18 protein-coding genes are annotated in these 19,084 nt (G+C 47.0%); 12 read left to right on the top strand and 6 right to left on the bottom strand.

Annotated features, from left to right (window positions below; translation table 11 throughout):
* Positions 1–56 precede the first annotated feature (56 nt).
* The 12 genes from B3157_RS07455 to B3157_RS07400 all read left to right on the top strand — a co-directional run bounded on the left by B3157_RS07455 (position 57) and on the right by B3157_RS07400 (position 12,603).
* On the top strand, positions 57–1,238 hold the full coding sequence (locus tag B3157_RS07455) for a DUF401 family protein (RefSeq protein WP_214060317.1): 1,182 nt from the start codon (positions 57–59) through the stop codon (positions 1,236–1,238).
* 70 nt (positions 1,239–1,308) lie between these two features.
* The gene (locus B3157_RS07450; protein WP_099828615.1) at positions 1,309–2,436 is read left to right on the top strand and encodes an ABC transporter ATP-binding protein; all 1,128 of its coding nucleotides are present in this window, start codon (positions 1,309–1,311) and stop codon (positions 2,434–2,436) included.
* The gene (locus B3157_RS07445; RefSeq protein ID WP_292589897.1) at positions 2,426–3,310 is read left to right on the top strand and encodes an ABC transporter permease; all 885 of its coding nucleotides are present in this window, start codon (positions 2,426–2,428) and stop codon (positions 3,308–3,310) included. The genes B3157_RS07450 and B3157_RS07445 overlap by 11 nt, the downstream gene beginning before the upstream one ends.
* A complete protein-coding gene (locus B3157_RS07440) occupies positions 3,310–4,098 on the top strand; it encodes an ABC transporter permease (protein ID WP_099828613.1) in 789 nt (262 codons plus the stop codon). Before B3157_RS07445 ends, B3157_RS07440 begins: the two co-directional genes overlap by 1 nt.
* A gap of 63 nt (positions 4,099–4,161) precedes the next feature.
* A complete protein-coding gene (locus tag B3157_RS07435) occupies positions 4,162–5,127 on the top strand; it encodes an extracellular solute-binding protein (RefSeq protein ID WP_414674202.1) in 966 nt (321 codons plus the stop codon).
* Between the two features lie 99 nt (positions 5,128–5,226).
* Positions 5,227–6,177, top strand: a complete 951-nt coding sequence (locus B3157_RS07430) for an AAA family ATPase (RefSeq protein ID WP_292589895.1) — start codon at positions 5,227–5,229, stop codon at positions 6,175–6,177.
* Positions 6,164–7,444, top strand: a complete 1,281-nt coding sequence (locus tag B3157_RS07425; RefSeq protein WP_214060295.1) for a DUF58 domain-containing protein — start codon at positions 6,164–6,166, stop codon at positions 7,442–7,444. Before B3157_RS07430 ends, B3157_RS07425 begins: the two co-directional genes overlap by 14 nt.
* Positions 7,431–8,846 (top strand): hypothetical protein, encoded by a 1,416-nt coding sequence (locus tag B3157_RS07420; protein ID WP_292589894.1) that lies wholly within the window; start codon positions 7,431–7,433, stop codon positions 8,844–8,846. Before B3157_RS07425 ends, B3157_RS07420 begins: the two co-directional genes overlap by 14 nt.
* Positions 8,847–9,031: 185 nt before the next feature.
* Complete coding sequence (locus tag B3157_RS07415; protein WP_099828610.1) at positions 9,032–9,232, top strand: cold-shock protein; 201 nt, start codon at positions 9,032–9,034, stop codon at positions 9,230–9,232.
* Positions 9,233–9,365: 133 nt separating this feature from the next.
* On the top strand, positions 9,366–11,183 hold the full coding sequence (locus tag B3157_RS07410) for a DAK2 domain-containing protein (RefSeq protein ID WP_292589893.1): 1,818 nt from the start codon (positions 9,366–9,368) through the stop codon (positions 11,181–11,183).
* Between the two features lie 6 nt (positions 11,184–11,189).
* Positions 11,190–11,963 carry a DUF1295 domain-containing protein gene (locus B3157_RS07405; protein ID WP_292589891.1) on the top strand — a complete coding sequence of 258 codons (774 nt, stop codon included), beginning with the start codon at positions 11,190–11,192 and terminating at the stop codon, positions 11,961–11,963.
* 10 nt (positions 11,964–11,973) lie between these two features.
* A complete protein-coding gene (locus B3157_RS07400; protein ID WP_214060302.1) occupies positions 11,974–12,603 on the top strand; it encodes a glycerol-3-phosphate acyltransferase in 630 nt (209 codons plus the stop codon).
* A 10-nt stretch (positions 12,604–12,613) separates the two neighbouring features.
* Here B3157_RS07400 and B3157_RS07395 read toward each other — a convergent pair whose 3' ends face one another.
* From B3157_RS07395 to B3157_RS07370, 6 genes are all read right to left on the bottom strand, one after another.
* Positions 12,614–13,330 carry an ABC transporter ATP-binding protein gene (locus B3157_RS07395; protein WP_099828607.1) on the bottom strand — a complete coding sequence of 239 codons (717 nt, stop codon included), beginning with the start codon at positions 13,328–13,330 and terminating at the stop codon, positions 12,614–12,616.
* Positions 13,320–14,114 (bottom strand): ABC transporter ATP-binding protein, encoded by a 795-nt coding sequence (locus B3157_RS07390; protein ID WP_214060298.1) that lies wholly within the window; start codon positions 14,112–14,114, stop codon positions 13,320–13,322. Before B3157_RS07390 ends, B3157_RS07395 begins: the two co-directional genes overlap by 11 nt.
* On the bottom strand, positions 14,111–15,157 hold the full coding sequence (locus tag B3157_RS07385) for a branched-chain amino acid ABC transporter permease (protein WP_214060299.1): 1,047 nt from the start codon (positions 15,155–15,157) through the stop codon (positions 14,111–14,113). The genes B3157_RS07390 and B3157_RS07385 overlap by 4 nt, the downstream gene beginning before the upstream one ends.
* Positions 15,158–15,162: 5 nt before the next feature.
* Positions 15,163–16,104: a branched-chain amino acid ABC transporter permease gene (locus tag B3157_RS07380; protein ID WP_292593936.1), complete on the bottom strand. Its 942-nt coding sequence runs from the start codon at positions 16,102–16,104 to the stop codon at positions 15,163–15,165.
* 65 nt (positions 16,105–16,169) lie between these two features.
* Entirely contained in the window at positions 16,170–17,273 is a 1,104-nt protein-coding gene (locus B3157_RS07375) for an ABC transporter substrate-binding protein (RefSeq protein WP_214061539.1), read from the bottom strand.
* A 297-nt stretch (positions 17,274–17,570) separates the two neighbouring features.
* Complete coding sequence (locus B3157_RS07370; RefSeq protein ID WP_214061538.1) at positions 17,571–18,908, bottom strand: MATE family efflux transporter; 1,338 nt, start codon at positions 18,906–18,908, stop codon at positions 17,571–17,573.
* Positions 18,909–19,084: the final 176 nt, after the last annotated feature.

The following is a 19,084-nucleotide window of genomic DNA, read 5'->3' as shown; positions in this document are numbered from 1 at the left end:
CTCAACAAAATTATATAATAATTCGATAAGCTAACCTGTACCCTTGGGAGGAATCAATGAACACTCTAGCAGTTGCAGTAGCTATCGTTGTCTTAATTGTATCTCTAAAGATCCTCAAAGACATTTCCTTGTCGCTTTTGATCTCGGTCATTGGTCTTGGTATTGTGCTAATGATCTCCCCGGCAAACTATCTTAGCGCGTTCGTTGAAGAGATTACAGACTGGGAATTCTGGAAGGTTATCATTACAGTCTTCTCGATTTATCTCATGGGAGAAACAATGGACAAGAGTGGCAACTCTTCAAGGTTTGTGAAAGCCGTTGAAAGGCTTTTCCCCGAGCCAAGAGTCTCGATAGCCCTTATGCCGGCAATAATCGGTCTTCTTCCAATGCCTGGAGGGGCGATGTTTTCTGCTCCAATGGTGAAAGATCTGGCAAGGGCCGATCCCACGATTTCCAATGAAGACGGACTAGTGTTCAATTACTGGTTCAGACACGCGATGGAGTTTTTCTGGCCGCTCTATCCAGCCCTCGTAATTGCCTCGGGGATATCTAGAATCAGTTTGAACACACTGGTAATATGGCTAATGCCCATTGGGGCCGTTGCGCTTGTTGCGGGCTATCTACTTATGATTCGCAAACCTATTAGAATCCGTTACAGCCATTTCGCGATGAGAGAGCTTATTATCAGCGCGTGGCCGATTATCGCCGTGATCGTGCTTGTAATTCTCAATCAGCCAGGGTGGCTGGCAGTTCTGGGAACCTCGATAGTATATATGCTTATAAACAAAAACAAGAAGAAGGTTCTCGTTTCTTCTTTGAAATACAAGACTTTCATTCTTCTTCTAACAGTATTCTTCTACAAGAACCTCGTTGAGACAGTCGGGATTCCACAATCTATGGGTTCGGAACTTACGGCCTGGTCGATTGCACCGCTGACTCTCGTAGTACTTCTGCCCTTTCTCATGGGATTCATGACTGGGGTAACTCAGGCCGGCGTCGGACTCAGTCTTCCACTGATTCTAAGTATGGGCAACGGTTATGGCACACTCTCTACAACGATTCTCGCCTACACTTTTGCAGTTGTGGGAGTTCTTGTTTCACCAGTCCATCTCTGCCTAGTATTGACGAGCGAATACTTCAAGGTAGAGTATCCAAGAATAGTGAGGAGAATTGCCGTTGCCACTTTGCTATCAATAACGGCAAGTGTAGTTGTCTTTGTACTCCTTAAGTCAACTTGAATTAACACAATTCCGGAGCTTTGTAGGGTATACTGTTACTTGCTTCAAAGATGACTGGAGGTGAGAATAGTTGAAAGAATACTCCGTTGTCCTATCGAACGTGACGAAGGTCTTCGATAACTCCTTTACAGCTGTGGACAACGTTTCTCTTAAGATAGAACAGGGTGAGTTCTTCTCTCTTCTTGGGCCCTCCGGTTGCGGAAAGACAACTATTCTAAGAATGATAGCCGGGTTTGAGGACCCTACCTCTGGCAATATAACTCTCAATGGCAAGAACATAATTGGAACTCCTCCCAACGAACGAGAAGTAAATACCGTTTTTCAAAATTACGCACTCTTTCCTCATTTGAGTGTTTTTGAGAACATAGCCTTCAGCCTGAGACTCAGGAAGGAACCCGAGAATGAAATCCGGCGCAAGGTTAAGGAAATGATAGATCTTACCCGCCTCAACGGACACGTTGAAAAGATGCCCTCACAGCTCTCCGGAGGTCAGAAACAACGCGTGGCGATCGCAAGAGCCCTTGTGGGAAACCCTGCCGTGTTGCTGCTTGATGAACCTCTCGCCGCACTGGACGCAAAGCTTAGACAGCACATGCTCGTTGAGCTTGACACGATACATGATGAAGTGGGGATCACCTTCATATATGTGACTCATGATCAGAGCGAAGCCATGTCGATTTCCGACCATGTGGCCGTGATGAACGATGGAGAAATTATTCAGCTGGGGACTCCCTTCGAGGTCTACGAGAGCCCGGTGAATGCTTTTGTTGCTAATTTCATTGGAGAGACGAATTTCTTCACCGGGAACGTCGAGAAAGTAGAATCCGAATACTTCCTGCTGGTTACCGAGAGATTCGGAAAAGTCTGGTTCTACAAGGATATGGAAGTAAGAGAGGGGCAGGAAATACAGGTCTCATTGAGGCCCGAGAAGGTGAAGATTACAAAGGACAAACCCGTTGTCCCCGAAGGCGCCAAGCTCAACGTCTTGAAGGGAGTGGTCGACGAGACCATTTATCTTGGAAACCAGACGAAGTACACCGTAGCTATCGGCGAATACTATATGAAAGCGTTCAAGCAGCATGTTAGATATCTGCTAGACGAAGTTATCATCTCCTGGAAAGATGATGTCTTTGTCTGGTGGTTCGCAGATGATAGCTACGTTCTTAGGGAAACGGGCGGTGTTCCAGTTGAAGAGTAATCGGAATCTGGCCGGATTCCTCGTTTCGATGCCTGGAGTTCTCTGGTTGACGGTTTTCTTTCTGATACCATATTTCATCATCATACTGTACAGTTTCCTGACGTCGGGAATATATGGTGGAGTTGAGCTTCCATTCACTTTGGAAAGCTACACTAGGATGCTGGGTAACGCAGGGTACTGGCAGATACTTTGGAAGACTGTTTGGATTTCTCTGGTTGCCACCGTGATTTGCCTGGGAATCGGTTTGCCGACTGCCTACTTCATAGCGACATCGAAGAGAAGCAACCTCTACCTCACTCTTGTTATCGTTCCTTTCTGGACCAACTTCCTCGTAAGGATATTCGGCTGGATGGTCATTCTGGGCAGAAACGGGGTTATTAACTCTTTTCTGCAGCTGTTCGGTCTTGAAGAGCCTCTTACTCTAATGTATACAACAGGGGCGGTGATCCTTGTCATAGTGTATATGTATCTCCCCTATATGATTCTTCCTCTTTATAGTGCAATAGAGAAGTTCGACTTCCGGCTTATTGAGGCTGCAATGGATCTAGGAGCGAAGAGAACCGAGGCCATCTTCAAGGTTCTTATTCCTTCCATTAGAGGAGGCATTATAGCGGGAATCATTCTAGTTTTCATTCCCGCTCTCGGCTCATACGCGATTCCCGATCTGGTCGGCGGAACGGATGGAGCTATGCTCGGAAACCTTATTGCAAGACAGCTTACTGTGGCAAGAGACTGGCCGTCTTCCTCGGCGATCTCAATGATCTTCCTGCTGATATCTACGTTGGGCCTGCTGGTCTACATGAGAATAAACAAGGTACAGAATAAGAGGCGGCTTACGATCCGCGAAAACTATATGAGAGAGGAAGAGATCTGATGGAGACAAAGAAGGTTATTGGAAGACGTAGATTCTCCATGACGATCACAACGCTGGCCTTCGTCTTTCTCTATTTGCCGATCGTGGCGCTTATTGTACTCTCTTTCAACAGCGCAAGACAGGGAGTTACTTGGACGGGCTTCACCCTGAAGTGGTATTCCGAGTTGTTCAGACAGGCAGATGTCTGGAGGGCATTTCTCAATACGGTAATAATCGCATTGACCTCTTCTCTGGCCGCCACAGCGATAGGAACGTTCTCAGCTATGGCTCTCTACTGGTATCAGTCAAGGCTGAAGGGTTATCTGGGCATTCTTGTGTACACGCCTCTGATAATCCCGGACATTTTGATGGGAGTCTCGATGCTGATCTTCTTCGTCGCCGTCGGCGTTCCTCTTGGCCTTTTTACGATCTTCGTGGCACACGTTACTTTCTGTGTCTCTTACGTTACCGTAACGGTTATGACCAGACTTGAAGACTTCGACTATTCTGTGGTTGAAGCTGCAAGAGATCTTGGAGCCAAAACCCATGAGGTCTTCAGAAAAGTGATCGTTCCAATTATCATGCCCGGAATCATCGCCGGTTTCCTGCTCAGTCTCACTCTGTCAATAGACGACTTCGTAATAACATTCTTCGTCGCCGGCCCGGGATCTACAACACTGCCTTTAAAGATCTATTCAATGATTAAGTTCGGGGTCTCCCCGGTAATAAACGCGCTTTCCACACTGCTTCTGGTTGGTACTATGTTTATTTCCTTCTTTGGAAGCAGATTCAGAAAGCTAATCTTCTAGGAGGTGGGATTATTGATTAAGAGATTTACCATTACAGCTGTTGTGCTTCTGGTTGCCGCGCTGATGCTAGGTCAGGGAAATCTGATCATCTACGGCTGGTCGGATTACATACCAGATGAGGTTATCGAGGTTTTCTCTCAGGAGTACGGCATTAGAGTGACTTATGACACTTACGATTCAAATGAGACGATGTTTGCAAAGCTCAAAGCAGGTGCCCGCGGCTACGATCTTGCTATGCCTTCGGCCGATTACACAAGCATAATGATCAAGGAAGAAATGCTGCTCACGATAGACAAGTCGCTGGTCCCCAATCTTGCCAATATTGATCCCAATGTCATAGAAAAGATGTATTACGACCCCAACAACAACTTCAGCATCCCCTATATGGTAGGAACAACGGGAATTGCTGTCAATACGAAGTACATCAAGAGTTATCCGAGGTCGTGGAAGATCTTCGAACTGCCTCAACTTCAGGGAAAGATGACAATGCTCGACGACATGAGAGAGGTCTTTGGGGCCGCCTTGAAGTATCTCGGATACTCGGTCAACACGACCGATGTCAGTGAGCTTCAGGAAGCAAAGAACCTAATCCTGAACTGGAAGAGAAATATCGCCAAGTTTGATAACGAGCTCTTTGCCAAAGGAATAATCTCCGGTGAGTTCTGGGTAGTCCACGGATACGGAGAAAACATCTTCTATGAGGCAACCGAAGAAGAGCTTAAGGACATCGATTTCTTCATTCCCTTTGAGGGCAGTACGATGTGGATCGACAGTTTCGTTATTCTAAAAGGCTCGAATAACGTTGAGAACGCTCATCTGTTCATAAACTTCATTCTGAGACCCGAGATAGCGGCTATGATCTCAGACTATCTACTTCTTCCCTCTCCAAACGTGCCTGCTAGAGAGCTTATGGAGGAAGAGCCCGTCTACACCTTTGAAGAAATGGAAAACACCGAATTGATCAAAGATCTCGGGCCGGACCTTAGACTTTACAACACTCTGTGGAACGAGATTCGTTTCGGTCTCTAGTGTGGATACTCTGAAGATTCTTTGGGAGTCACATATCTTTGATAGTTTGCGTTGACCTGTGCTAGACTCTACAGGTCATGGAATTTGAAGAGGTGGTTCATGATTTCCATTGCAGATTTCGGAAGCAAGCTCACCAATAACATATCGAAAGTGATAGTAGGCAAAGAACCTATTATCGAGAGAGTTCTCGCAGTCCTTCTAAGCGGCGGCCACGTCTTGATAAATGATGTACCCGGAGTTGGGAAGACGATGTTGGCCAGAAGTCTGGCCATTTCCCTGGGACTCGATTTCAACAGACTGCAGTGTACTCCCGACCTTCTCCCAGGAGACGTTACGGGCATCAGTATTCTTAACCTCAAGACCAATGAGTTCACATTCAGAAGGGGGCCGGTTTTCACCCAGATTCTTCTCATCGACGAAGTGAACAGAACAACTCCGAGAACGCAATCTGCCCTACTCGAAGCTATGGCAGAGAGACAAGTCACAGTAGACGGCAAGACCTTCAATATGGAGCATCCCTTCTTCGTTATTGCGACTCAAAATCCCGTCGAATTTGAAGGGACTTTCCCTCTTCCCGAAGCTCAACTGGATAGATTTTCCATATCTTTGACAATGGGCTACCCAGGCGAGGAAAGCGAGAAGAGTCTTCTTAAGGGAATCTTTCGGGAGCATCCGATAGCTTCGTTAGGATCTGTTTCCAATTGCGAGGAGTTGAACGAAGTCCTTCGGCTGGTCAAAGAGGTCGCAATTGAGGACTCCCTTCTCGGGTATATTGTCTCCATTGTCAATGCAACAAGAAGACACAAAGATGTTCAGCTAGGCTCTAGCCCAAGAGGTTCAATCGCTTTGATGGAAACCGCCAGGGCTCTAGCCGGACTGAGAGGCAGGGATTACGTCATTCCCGACGATGTAAAGGAAGTGGCTCCAGATATTCTCTCTCACAGAATTATGATCAAGCCAGAAGCCCGTCTCATGAGGAGATCCAGCAGAGAAATCGTTCTTGACATCGTCGAGTCTGTACCGATCCCTATAGACTATGAAGAGGCTTGAACTCGAGGAGATAAACTCGAAAGGAAAACCGCTAATAATAATGACGGCAGTTTCCATTTGCTGGTCGATATTGTTCTTCAACGCGTATTCGGCAACATTCCTCACTCTCTCGGCAATTGTATGGCTCTATTACTGCATCACAAGAGCGACTATAAGAAAGCTAGTTATCAGTCGTTCCCCGGATAGAGAAAGGCTTTTCTCCGGTGAATCTCTCACTGTTGAATACACAATCGAAGGTGGCTCTCTGGTATCTCTTAACTGTACTATATTTCCTGTCATAAGAGCGGAGAGAGAATACCTTGGATCCGAGGAGAGTTCAGTAATCCTTTCTTCGGACAATAACTCCGTAGTAGAAACTAGGCTGACTTTCAGGAAGCGAGGTAAGAAAGATATATCGCGTGTAGTTCTCATTTCAAGAGATACGCTTAGGTTTTTCTCGCACACTGCAACATATTCGGCAGTCGAATCCGTTCTTGTGCTTCCAAGAGTCCTGAATCTCGATTCCTTTCCCCTGAGACTCAGAGAACTCCTTCCAGGTAAGCGGAGCGATTTCCAGTTGATGGAGGACCCGGTCGATTTCAAGGGTATTAAGGAGTATGAAAGAGAGCCTCTTAACAGGATCCACTGGAACGCATCTGCCAGGCTCGGAAAACTCATGAGCAAGGAGTTTGGCTACACCGCCGTTAGCAAAACCCTGCTCTACCTCGACCTCAACCTTTCAAAGGAGATATTCGCCCGCGATGTGTGGGAGAAAATCAGAATCGACTATGAAGAGATCGCAGTCCAGCTTGCTCTTGGTCTTGTCAGGTTCTCATATGAAACTGGAGGAAGTATAGGACTCGTAGTTGTCGGTGAGAAGATACTTAGGCTGAGCGATTCGGGCCGAGACTGGACAGACTTCGCCGAAGCGCTCTCCGAAAGTAAAGGCAGTGATCAGGGCCCCCAGCTTCCAGATGTTCTGGAAGGAGATCTTGAACGCTTCGATCCCTCAACTACGGTCGTAATAGTCTCGCTTTATCTCGGAGAGGAGATCCTGCCGCATCTGCTTAAAGCAAGGTCACACTCTAGCCGTGTAGTTGTTATTATTGTTCCGTTCAATCCCAGAGAACCGTGGACCAAACGTACTATCTCTTACCAAATGCTTCCCAGAACTATCGAAGAGCTCAGAAGGCGTGCCGCCCTTCTTGAACAGGAACAGATAATCGTACGTGTCGTAGGGGACAATCAGTCGATCCAGGAGGTGCTGATCGATCTTGAGAATCGATAGAACCTCGCTGACGGGGGCCGCTACAGTCTTTTTGATCTGCTTCGTGCAGTTGTTCTTCGCTGGAGGAGCCGTTTTTGCCGTCTGTCTTGCTGGACTTGTAGCCTTTCTCTTTTACCTCGGACGAACAAAGACGGGGTGCAGCGTCTACTTGCTTCTTCCAATCCTGCTATTCACAACAACTATTCTGTTGTTTGGAGTTTTGAGAAGCGGTTTAGCTCTTTCGGTTTCCGCACTGGGAGCTATGGCAGGAATCGTTCTCTCGATGGACAGAAACGAATACATCTCAGTTGCAGGAGTCTTCATTGTGGGAGTTTCTCTTTCGGTTAGTCCCGTTCTACACCACACTGGAGCCTATGTCACTCTGATATTGATATTCGTAAGACTGCTTCTAATACCGAAGGCACCAAGAGTCTTCCTTACTCTAGCGGTCCTTCTTCCTCTGCTGACCATAGCCCTTCTGGGCGATTACAGAGGAGGGTTGATTCCTTCAGCAAACAGAGCCGCTGTCTCTGAGGTCTCAGAAAGCGAGATAGAGTCTTCGAGAGACGAGGAGCAACCTTCATTCTTCTCTGAAGAAGCAGAATCTTCAATGGCACAGAGAGCCGACGGCGGTTTTGAAATCGCTATTCCAGAAGAGGTCCCCGAAGTCGGCTTCATAGATTCTATCTTTCTCTTTGGGTTCTACACAATCATCCTGATTCTCGTGATTTCAGTGGCAAGGAAGGCTCTGAGAGAATTCAAAGGGTGGGTACGACTTGTTCCGCCTCTTATGATATTGGTATCTGTAGTTGTAGTTCTTGTCGGGGGTTTCATGTATCTAAGATCGTTACCTCTTTCAGAAGATATCGTATTTGGAACAGGCGGTATCTCCAGCGATCTTTCAACTTCTATGCCTTCCTCTGGAGGGGAAGTTGCTCGGCAGGAGGAAGGCGAGCCTCCGTCTGTAGAGACTGCCAGTGCCGGGCTGTCGTTCTACTTGATCCTAAGAGTTGCCACCCTCACCGGTATAGCCCTTCTCTCGGCGGCTCTTGCCTACATGGTATTCTTTATCACTAGAAGACGCCAGATGAATCCTTCGACGCCTGAGGCAGAAGAACCAATCGAGGAGGAAGTGCATCGCATTGTAACCGAACTCCCCGCATATGAAGAAGGGAAGGAGTTCATAATATCAGCTTATCAATGGCTCAGAGAAATGTACTTTAGCGATTATCGTCAGCTGACTCCGTATGAACTGGTCTGGCAAACAAAGGGCATAACAAAAAGTCTGTTGACCAAACTGACAGCGATATATGTTCCTGTCAAGTATGGAAATCGCGATCCGGAAAGAACCAGCTGCGAGAAATTCGAAAGACTTTTCTTGAAACTAATTAAATCGCTGGAGACGGCTATCAATGGCATGTAAAAGATTTTACGGATTTTGTTTTGGTGATTGTTTCAAAGACAAAATGCCTGAATATTAGAAATAGTCAAATTAATCTTGCGGTCAACTTGCATTTTATTCGAAAGTCTGTGTTATAATCAATCTGTCCAAAGGACACTATCGCTTTGCAAGTGGTGCAAGGTAGTTTTAAGGAGGAACATTTAGGTATGACAGGAACAGTAAAGTGGTTCAACGGAACAAAAGGTTATGGATTCATTACTAAGGATGACGGTGGGGATGTTTTCGTTCACTTTTCAGCTATTGAGATGGACGGTTTCAAGACCCTTGACGAAGGACAGAGAGTCGAATTCGATGTTGAAGACGGTCCAAAGGGTCCTCAGGCAGCAAAAGTTAGAATTGCGAAGTAATCGATTGTCCATATAGGAACCGGATCGCCCGCTTTTAGCGGGCGATTTTTTTGTCGCTCTCCCTTATGATCATCTGACTAATCATTCATCCTTGTGCTAACATATCAATAATCAAACTAAACAACGGGAGGAAATGATGGACTCCAGATCAATGAATCTACTTGACGGAACCATGTTCTTCAGTGCCTTCTCTTCGGGTGCTACGGCTGTTATCAAGGAGCAAAACTATCTGAACAAGATAAACGTCTTCCCGGTCGCAGACGGTGACACCGGAACTAATCTCGCCTCAACGATGAAGTATATACTTGAGCTCACCTCTGTCTCCAAATCGATAGGCAAGACGACCAGATCAATCGCTGATGCTGCTTTAATGGGTGCGAGGGGAAATTCAGGAGCGATTTTTGCCCAGTACATGCATGGGCTCAGTACTGCAATAGGAAATCGTGAAAGCATAGACAGGCAGACTTTCGCACGAGCGGCTCAAGAAGCAATATCCTACGCTTATAACGCAATGGTTACTCCAGTTGAAGGAACTATGCTGACCGTTATGAAAGACTGGGCCGATGCTCTCAGTACTATTGACGGTTCCGACAAATCGCTGCTTGAAGTGATAACTCAGTCTCACGCAGTCGCTCAGAAGTCGCTCGAGGAAACCCCTGAGAAACTCTCCATACTGAAAAAGGCCGGCGTAGTCGATGCCGGCGCAAAGGGCTTTGTTGCCTTCATCGAAGGGATCAAAACCTTTCTAAGCGGCAAGGGTGTGAATCTCGAAGATGAGATAATCCCTGATGTTGAGCTAAGAAATCACGTTCACATCGACGAGGGGAACATTGAGAATAGATTCTGTACTGAAGCGATAATTGAAGGTACTAAACTAAATATCGAAGGAATTAAGTCAATCATTAGCGAATCTGGAGACTCCGCTCTTGTTGCCGGCACCGAGAGCAAAGCAAGAATTCATGTTCACACAAATGAACCGGCTGAGCTGTTTTACAAGCTCAAAGATTTCGGTGCTGTCACTCAGCAGAAGGTTGACGACATGGAGATGCAGTTCAGAGTAAGTCAGAAGAGGAAGTATCCAATCGCTCTCGTTGTTGATTCGGTATGCGACTTGCCGAAGGAAGTGATAGACTACTACCAGATTCAGATGGTTCCTCTTTATCTGAACTTTGGTCAAAGCCAGTATCTGGACAAGATAACCATGAAGGCCGATCAGTTCTATTCTTTGCTCGATTCCGCAGATGAATACCCCGTTTCAGCACAACCTGGTATGAACACTCTCCAGAATCTTTACCACTTTCTAGGAACTCACTATGACTCAATAATCGCCATTCATGTCTCAGACAAACTCAGTGGCACGTGGAACGCAAGCACCAAAGCCGCCGAAAAACTAAAGAAGAAGATCAGTGTTATCAACTCCCGCCATGTTTCCGGATCGATCGGCCTGCTCGCACTGAAGGCCGCCCGGATGATCGAAGAAGGGAGTGTCCACGATGATATCGTCGAGACGATCGAGTCCCTGACAAAAAACACAAGGATCTTCGTAAGCGTCAATACTCTCAAATACATGGTGAAAGGCGGGAGGGTAAGCCCCGTTCTTGGACTTGTGGGAAAGGTAATGAATTTGAAGCCAATAGTCTCAGTTGACAGAGAAGGCAATTCAAAGCTTTATGGAAAGGCCTTCAGCAAGTTGGGCAATATGAAGAAGATACTTGGATTCGTCGAGGAGCTGAACAGCAAGTGCAACGTTGTCTCATACAATATAACCCATGCCCACGCTCATAAAACGGCAAAGGCTTATGAAGACAGTCTGACCAAACTGCTCGGCAGGAAGCCTGAATACATAATGGAGGTCTCTCCCGTTGTCGGCATCAGCGCGGGAGTTGGAGCTATAAGCGTTTCAGTTCTTTGCAAGAGCGACACATGGGCCCCCGATGTAAGAATCAAGTGAGGTGCAATGATGGCATATGTGATCCTTTTCAATGCTTTAGTCGTAGTCGCCTACATGTCTGCATTCTTCGTAATCGGGACAGCAAAGAAGGATAACTCTGTCGTAGACATCGGCTGGGGCGCCGGGTTCGTTGTGGTGGCCTTTTTCACGCTCTTCGTGTATGGTGAGTTCAACGCCAGGCAGATAATCACAACCACGCTGATCACATTCTGGGGAACGAGGCTGAGTACCCACATATTCAGAAGGAATTGGGGACGGGGAGAGGATTTTCGCTACTTACAGATGAGGGAGAAATGGGGAGACAAGGTACTTGTAAGATCCTTCCTTCAGATTTACATGCTCCAGGGGTTTTTCATGTTAATAATATCGTACTCCGTCATGTTGATAAATAGCCATTCAGGCCGGGAATTTGGACTTGCCGATATACTCGGCATTTTGATATGGGCCTCCGGGTTTGCTGTCGAATCGATCGCCGATGCTCAGCTAAAGGCTTTTGTGAAAACCAAGAAGCCGGGAGAGGTTATGACTGGAGGACTGTGGAGGTACTCTCGGCATCCAAACTATTTCGGAGAAGCCGTGCAGTGGTGGGGCATTTTCGTGATTGCCCTTTCTATCGATGGCGGACTTTGGGCTATCATAAGTCCGATAACCATAACCATACTGTTGAGATTCGTCTCGGGGGTACCTTATCTGGAGAGGAAGTACAGAGATTACCCTGCTTTTAAAGAGTACTTGAAAGAGACCAACGCCTTCATTCCCTGGTTCCCACGAAAGAAGTAGCGTGATTGACATGGAAGTTGTTTACTCCGCCATCTTCGCTTATCTAGTAGGATCTATTCCAACAGCGTTTCTTTTTGGGAAGATTCTCTATGGGTTTGATATAAGAAAGCAGGGCACAGGAAACATGGGCGCCTCAAATATGGTGGCCGTTAAAGGCTGGAAGATTGGCATACTAACAGGGGCAATTGACTTCATGAAGGGAATGGGCACGATTCTTATAATCAAAGGGCTCTCAGCTCATTGGACATATCAGATGCTCTTCATTGCGGCAAGTTTCGCGACAATCGGCCACATGTATCCCATCTTTCTGAAGTTCAGGGGTGGTAAGGGAACTGCCACATTGGCCGGTGGCCTCGTAGGTCTTGATTACCAGGTCGCGCTGATCTGTATGGTCATACTTCTCGCTTTTATCGCGATTACGGACTACGCAGCTCCGGGTGTTATCGCCGTCTCTTCAGTAATGATCTTCCTTTTCAGAATCTTCGGGTACAGATGGGGAATATCTCTTCTGCTGATACCCATTGCAGTGATTATGATAGCTAGAAATCTCGAGAATATCCAAAGGATTTTGCGGGGAGAAGAACCGGGGCTGAGGGCGCACATAAGAAAAAAGAAAAAGGCCATACAAGAAGAGACCTGAGGGTCATTTCTCAAATACCCAGGTAAACTTTTCGAACTTCTTCACTCTCAAGGAGCTCCTTTGCAGGCCCCTCCAGGGTAATTTTGCCGGTTTCCAGTACATAAGCGTATTCAGATATCTCCAACGCCTTTGCTGCGTTTTGTTCTACGAGTAGAATCGTCACGCCTTTCGAATTCAATTCATGAATCGCTTGAAAAACCTCTTCCACGACAATCGGCGCCAGACCAAGTGAAGGTTCATCCATCATAATCAGATCTGGGTTTGCCATAAGACTGCGGCCTATCGCCAGCATCTGTTGTTCTCCACCCGAGAGCGTCCCGCCCAGTTGCTTAAGTCTCTCTCTCAGTACCGGGAAGAGGGATAAAACCGTATCGAAGTTCGCTTCGATTTCCGATTTGTCTTTTCTGTTGTATGCACCCATTAGAAGGTTTTCCCTAACCGTAAGATTCGAAAATATTCTTCTTCCTTCAGGCACGAGAGATATTCCTCTTCTTGCTGTTCTAGCGGCACCAAGTCGGTTTATGCTATTCCCTCTGAACGATACGGATCCTCCGGATGGTCTTATCAAGCCGCTGATAGCTCCAAGCGTTGTGCTCTTGCCGGCTCCGTTTGAACCGATTATCGTCACAATACTGCCTTCTTCTATGGAGAGGGTAATACCCTTAACGGCTTTAATAACTCCATAGGAAACCTGAAGTTCTTCTACAGTGAGGATTTCACTTCCCAAGGGTAACCCACTCCCTTCCCAGATAGGCTTCGATAACCTTCACATCCTTCTGAACAAAGGCGGGATTTCCTTCACTAATCGTCCTCCCATGGTCTAGAACCATGATTCTCTCACATAGACCCATCACAAGCTTCATGTCATGCTCTATGAGCAATACGGTTAAGCCAAAGTCGTCCCGGATTCTCCTTATGGTATTCACCAGGCCAATTGTCTCCGAGGGATTCATTCCGGCGGCCGGTTCGTCTAGAAGGAGTAGAGTTGCACCCGTAGCCATGGCTCTTGCAATCTCAAGAAGTCTTTGTGAACCATAAGGAAGAGAGCTGGATTTCTCGTCTGCATGTCCGTCAAGATCAAAAACGCTCAAGAGCTCCACCGCCTTAGATCTCATTTCACTTTCCTTTTGCGAATAGCCGATTCTTGAAACGCTCTTGAAGAACCAGCTCATAGCCTCTCCATTGCTGGCAATAGTATGATGTTGAGACACCATAACATTCTCGAGAACTGTGAGATCCTTGAACAATCTTATATTCTGAAAAGTCCTGGCAATTCCATTTCTGGTAATTCTGTCCGGCGGCAGTCCCGTTATCTCTTTATCCTTGAATAGAACTCGCCCCTCTGTTGGCCTGTAATGGCCGGTAATCATGTTGAATACTGTTGTCTTACCGGCTCCGTTAGGTCCGATAAGCCCGAATATCTCTCTTTCCTTTACCTCAAGACTTACCTCTCCTATGGCTGTGAGTCCTCCAAACTTCATCGTAATATTATCTAGAGTCAAAAGGCTCATTTCTTTTCTCCTCTCCTGAAGAGCGAGACGAGCCCCTCCCAGGAGAACTCGCTCCTTCCCATTATTCCTCTGGGCCAGAAGATCATTATTATTACAAAGAGGCCGGAGAAAACAAGCATTCTCATCCCGCTCATCCCCACGATTTTGAAGCCAAATAGATTCATGGGACCTTCTAGGAATCGCAGCCATTCGCTCAAGAATGCGAATAGCGCACCCCCTATAATCGCTCCTGTTATGCTCCCCAGACCTCCAAGCACGATCATTATCAGCACATTGAATGTGAGAAGGATGCCAAAAGTGTTTGTTCTGGGATCTATTGTGCTTAGCCAGTGCCCGTACAGAGAGCCTGAGATACCCGCAAAGAAACCTCCTACTACAAATGCCATCAGTTGATGTTTAAAGACGTTGATACCCATAGCCTGAGCCGCTACTCTATCTTCTCTAATAGCTCTCAAGGCCCTTCCAAAGGTGCTGTAAGAAAGACTCATCACACATGCGACTGTCACGAGTAGCCAACCCCATGCCCACCAAACATTTGAGTAATCGGGAAGTGCCTTCAAACCGAGTGCCCCGTTAGTGATCGAATTGAGATTGAGAGCGAAGATTCTTATTATCTCGGAGAAACCGAGAGTTGCAATAGCAAAGTAGTCACCGGTGAGCCTAAGAGATGGCCATCCGATGAAGAAGGCGAACAATGCAGCAACCAAACCCGCAATTATCGTCGCCCAGAAAAATGGGATCTGGATCGAATTTAGGGGCCAGATCAGCTTCTCGATTAGAAAAGTCATCTCCTTCTGCTGGGGAGAGAGAGTCAAAAGGGCCGAAGTGTATGCACCAAGTGCAATGAAGCCGGCATGCCCAAGGGAGAAGACACCAGAAATGCCATTGACAAGTGTGAGGCTTACCGCCATTATTCCATATATTCCGATTAGAGTTATTATTCTCGAATAGTAGCTGTTCAGCAGTTCCTGCGAGAGAAACAAGAGAAGCGCTATCACCGGCAGGGCAGACAGCGTGAGTAGAGTCTTGGTCTTTTTCGACATACCAGTCACACCTTCACTATTTCCGGTTTACCCATGAGCCCTGAAGGCTTCACAGAAAGGATAACAATCAGAATAATGAAAGCGAATGCGTCCCGGTAACCTGCTGCTCCAGGCATTATCCCGACCATCATTACTTCGGTTATTCCAAGTATCAGCCCACCGAGCACCGCTCCCGGTACCGACCCTATCCCGCCAAAAACGGCGGCGACAAACGCCTTCATTCCAGGTATGAATCCCATGTAAGGCCACACCTGTGGATACCTGATCGCCCAGAGTATGCCACCAATTCCCGCAAGCGCCGAACCTAGAGCAAACGTCATTCCAATCACTTTATCAACATTCACGCCCATTAACGACGTTGTCTGGATATCTAGAGAAACGGCTCTCATCGCCATCCCAACTTTCGTCTTGAAGATGAACCACCAAAGAAAGACCAGTGCTATTGCAGCAACGATTAGCGTTATGAGGGAGATGACGGGGAATCTTATTCCTCCAACTATCACTTCTCTGCCGTACTTCATCTCGATCTGGCCACCGATTATTATCATCTCGTTCAAAGACTGAGGGAAGATGGTTCTGAAGGATCTGGGAATACCCGAAAAGATGACGACGGCAAGGCTTTCGAGGAAGAAAGAGACCCCGATTGCAGTTATTAGCGCAGATATTCTCGGTGCATTCCTTATCGGCTTGTAGGCGATCCTGTCAACCGTGAATCCAAGAAGTGCCGCACAAGAGATCGCGAATACCGCGGCCAGATACCACGGTAGCTGCGCCAGGGTCACAAAGAAAAACGCGAAGTAGACAGCCATCATGAAGATATCTCCATGAGCAAAGTTGATCAGCCTCAAGATTCCGTACACCATCGTATAACCTATGGCTATCAATGCGTAGAGGGAACCAAGGCTGAGACCGTTGACAAAGTTCTGTAAGAGAGTCTTAGGATCCAAGTTCACACCTCCGGCCGATTGGAAAGAGAAAGAAGAGGGCGGGGCCGATTAAAGCCCCGCCTGCTCTATGGATTGATCGTTGTATCGTACACGAACTTCCCGTCTTCGATCCTTACAATCGCTACGGACTTTATCGCATCGCCATTTTCATCAATCGTGATTATCCCCGTCACGGCAGGAAAATCCTTTGTCTGTCTAACGGCCACGGCAATGGCTTCTCTATCTGTGCTCCCCGCACGTTCTATTGCGTCCCTTACAACGAGATAAGTATCAAACCCGAGGGCAGTGAATGTTCCTGGTGCTTCGCCGTACTTCGCAGTGTACGCTTCGACAAAGAGCTTTGCATTCTCAGTCAGCGCAGGGCTTCCGGCATCGTAGTGAGTGGTGAAGTACAAACCGTTGACTGCATCTCCTCCGATTTCAATCGTCTCGGGAACGGCCGCGCCGTCACCTGCGATTATCGGTTCGTAAAAACCCAGTTGCCTTGCCTGGATGGCAATAAGGGCTATCTCTTGATAGTATCCGGGAATGAAGAAGGCACCGGCTCCTTTGAAAATAGCATCTGAGATCTGAGCAGTGAAGTCCTGATCTCCAGATTTGTAATACTCGTAGAAAACGCTCCCCCCGAGCTCAAGTGCAGTCTCTTTGAAGTAATTCGCGAATCCGACCGCGTAATCCTGCTCAACGTCTACGAAGACGGCAACATTTTCTGCACCCATGTTGTTGAATGCAAGCAAAGCTGCCGCGACTCCCTGGAATGGATCGCTGAAGCAGACACGAGAAACATACTTCTTGTCTTGCGTTACGAGAGGATTAGTTGAACTTGGTGATACCATCGCGACTCCGTTCTCTTCTGCAACCGTTCCCCCTGCGATCGTGTTCGAACTTATCACCTGGCCGATAATCGCAACTACTTTTTCCTGTTCTATTGCGCGGCGGGCGGTGTTAACGGCCTGAACCTTGTCGGAGTTGTTGTCAAGCAAGACAATTTCGATCTTTTCCCCAAGTACTTCTGGAAAGAGCTCATTAGCGAGCTCGACACCCTGCCAAATCATCTGGCCAAAGGCGGCGACTCCACCCGTCATTGGAAGAATAGCTCCCACCTTGATTGAAGCAAGTGCTGACACGGAAAGAATTACGACTAAAAGAATTACAAAGAGTTTTCTCATACTTCTACCTCCTCCTGAAGTGGTTACAAGTGAATGAGACTAACCCAGTAAATGTAAGATCTCAACAAATCCCAGCAGGTGCCAAATTCAGAGTTCTAAGCTAATTATTCCCCCGAAAGTACGCCTAACTAGCTTGAACGAAGATATACGAGCTCTTGCATGTTGTACGAATACTACCACTAAAGACAATAAGGAAATATGAACAAGTGCAACAACGAAGCGAATTTTGGTAACATATCGAAGACATCGGGTGTAAGCGGATGTAGTCGCCTCTGAATAGACTTGACATTGCGACTTCTATATTACAGGGTTCAGCCAGCCTTTCCTCAGAATAACAACGGCCGCAACAAGAGCAATTACAAGATTGCTGATGAGCATTGCGTACCAGATTCCAGTGGTTCCAAGAGAGAGACCAAACATATATATCAATGGGAGACGGATAGCCCACAATCTTGAGATGTTAAGTACCATAGACTGCACAGTGTGACCTGACCCCCTCAAGGCCATATCAAATATGTTGTAACTAGCAAAGAAGGGTACCGAAAAGGAGACTATCCTGAAGTACTTCTCGCCTTCGATAAGAACGAGCGGGTCGTCTATGAAGAATGCGGTGACTTCCTTTCCGAAGAAGAATGTCCCTGTGCAGATTATTCCAACAATCAGCACATTTATTCCCGTCGCTTTCCATACAACTGAATAAGCATCATTCTTCCTTCCGGCCCCGAGATACTGCCCAACCATCGATGATGTTGCCTGAGATAGGCCAAATGAGAACATCGTTGCAAGCGATGTTATTCTGTTGCCTACACCGAGAGCGGCAGTTGCCACGGAGCCGAATCTGGCAACTATCGAAGTTATTATCAGAAAGGCAAGTGCCGTTATCGACTGTCCGGCCGAAGACGGCAGACCTATTCTCAGAACTCTAATAAGAGTATTCCTCCTTGGCCAGAGATCTTTCAACTGGACTTTGAACCCTCTCTTCCCCTTGAACAAAATGACTGTCGCAACTATTACTATAAGTCCTCTGGAAACAACTGTAGCAAGCGCCGCCCCAAAGACCTCAAGTCTCGGAAAGCCTATTCCGAAGATCAGAAGTGGGTCGAGTACTGCATTCATCGATACGGAAACTCCCATCAGATACATCGGGGTTTTCGTGTCTCCTATGGCAGTGAAGAGTGAGTTGAAGGTGAACATTGTGAAGGTAAACGGAGCTCCAAGGAAGATAGTTCTCATATAAGTATTTGTCACCGAGAGAAGCTCGGGTGGAATGCTGAGAAGCTTCAAGACCATTTCGGAAAAGACCGCTCCAAGAAGACCTACAACAACGGCAACAATGAAACTTATCGATATTACCTGTCCGGCGACATGAGAAGCCTCTTCTTTTCTGCCCGCTCCGATATTCTGAGAGACAAGTGCGAGCGCGGCTACGGCAAGTCCGCCACCGATAGAAATCAGAAGAAATATCGCTGGCCACGCAATCGTCGGTGCAGAGATCTCTACCTTCCCTAGTTTTCCAAGCCAGTAAGCATCAACCATGTTGTAGACTGTTTGAAATAACATGGTGATAACCGCTGGCCAGGACAATTTCAAGAGAGCGGCCATCATCTTCTCATTCAGTATATTGACTCGTTTCATGTTCACTCCTATGATTTCGAATGCGTACCAATTCATTTATAACATATTCGTTACGAAATACGAAGCGAAGCCGAGGTTAGAGGACGGTGGTCAGAGGTTTGAAGAACAACGAACTAGATGGAAATTGCGCGCCAGTGATACTTTTGCACGCCGCCCGTGGTAGGGGGTTGGTAAGA

Origin of the sequence: Mesotoga sp. UBA5557 (genome assembly GCF_002425715.1) — a bacterium.
Lineage (GTDB): Bacteria > Thermotogota > Thermotogae > Petrotogales > Kosmotogaceae > Mesotoga.
The sequence above is the reverse complement of the archived record's forward strand: the minus strand, read 5'-3'. Positions and strand labels throughout refer to the sequence as shown.

Excerpts from the sequence above, each read along its gene's own strand:
- B3157_RS07385 (WP_214060299.1), bottom strand. The coding sequence starts at position 15,157 with ATGTCGAAAAAGACCAAGACTCTACTCACGCTGTCTGCCCTGCCGGTG.
- B3157_RS07455 (WP_214060317.1), top strand. The coding sequence starts at position 57 with ATGAACACTCTAGCAGTTGCAGTAGCTATCGTTGTCTTAATTGTATCT.
- B3157_RS07425 (WP_214060295.1), top strand. The coding sequence starts at position 6,164 with ATGAAGAGGCTTGAACTCGAGGAGATAAACTCGAAAGGAAAACCGCTA.
- B3157_RS07405 (WP_292589891.1), top strand. The coding sequence starts at position 11,190 with ATGATGGCATATGTGATCCTTTTCAATGCTTTAGTCGTAGTCGCCTAC.
- B3157_RS07430 (WP_292589895.1), top strand. The coding sequence starts at position 5,227 with ATGATTTCCATTGCAGATTTCGGAAGCAAGCTCACCAATAACATATCG.
- B3157_RS07390 (WP_214060298.1), bottom strand. The coding sequence starts at position 14,114 with ATGAGCCTTTTGACTCTAGATAATATTACGATGAAGTTTGGAGGACTC.
- B3157_RS07375 (WP_214061539.1), bottom strand. The coding sequence starts at position 17,273 with ATGAGAAAACTCTTTGTAATTCTTTTAGTCGTAATTCTTTCCGTGTCA.
- B3157_RS07370 (WP_214061538.1), bottom strand. The coding sequence starts at position 18,908 with ATGAAACGAGTCAATATACTGAATGAGAAGATGATGGCCGCTCTCTTG.
- B3157_RS07400 (WP_214060302.1), top strand. The coding sequence starts at position 11,974 with ATGGAAGTTGTTTACTCCGCCATCTTCGCTTATCTAGTAGGATCTATT.
- B3157_RS07440 (WP_099828613.1), top strand. The coding sequence starts at position 3,310 with ATGGAGACAAAGAAGGTTATTGGAAGACGTAGATTCTCCATGACGATC.
- B3157_RS07435 (WP_414674202.1), top strand. The coding sequence starts at position 4,162 with ATGCTAGGTCAGGGAAATCTGATCATCTACGGCTGGTCGGATTACATA.
- B3157_RS07410 (WP_292589893.1), top strand. The coding sequence starts at position 9,366 with ATGATGGACTCCAGATCAATGAATCTACTTGACGGAACCATGTTCTTC.
- B3157_RS07415 (WP_099828610.1), top strand. The coding sequence starts at position 9,032 with ATGACAGGAACAGTAAAGTGGTTCAACGGAACAAAAGGTTATGGATTC.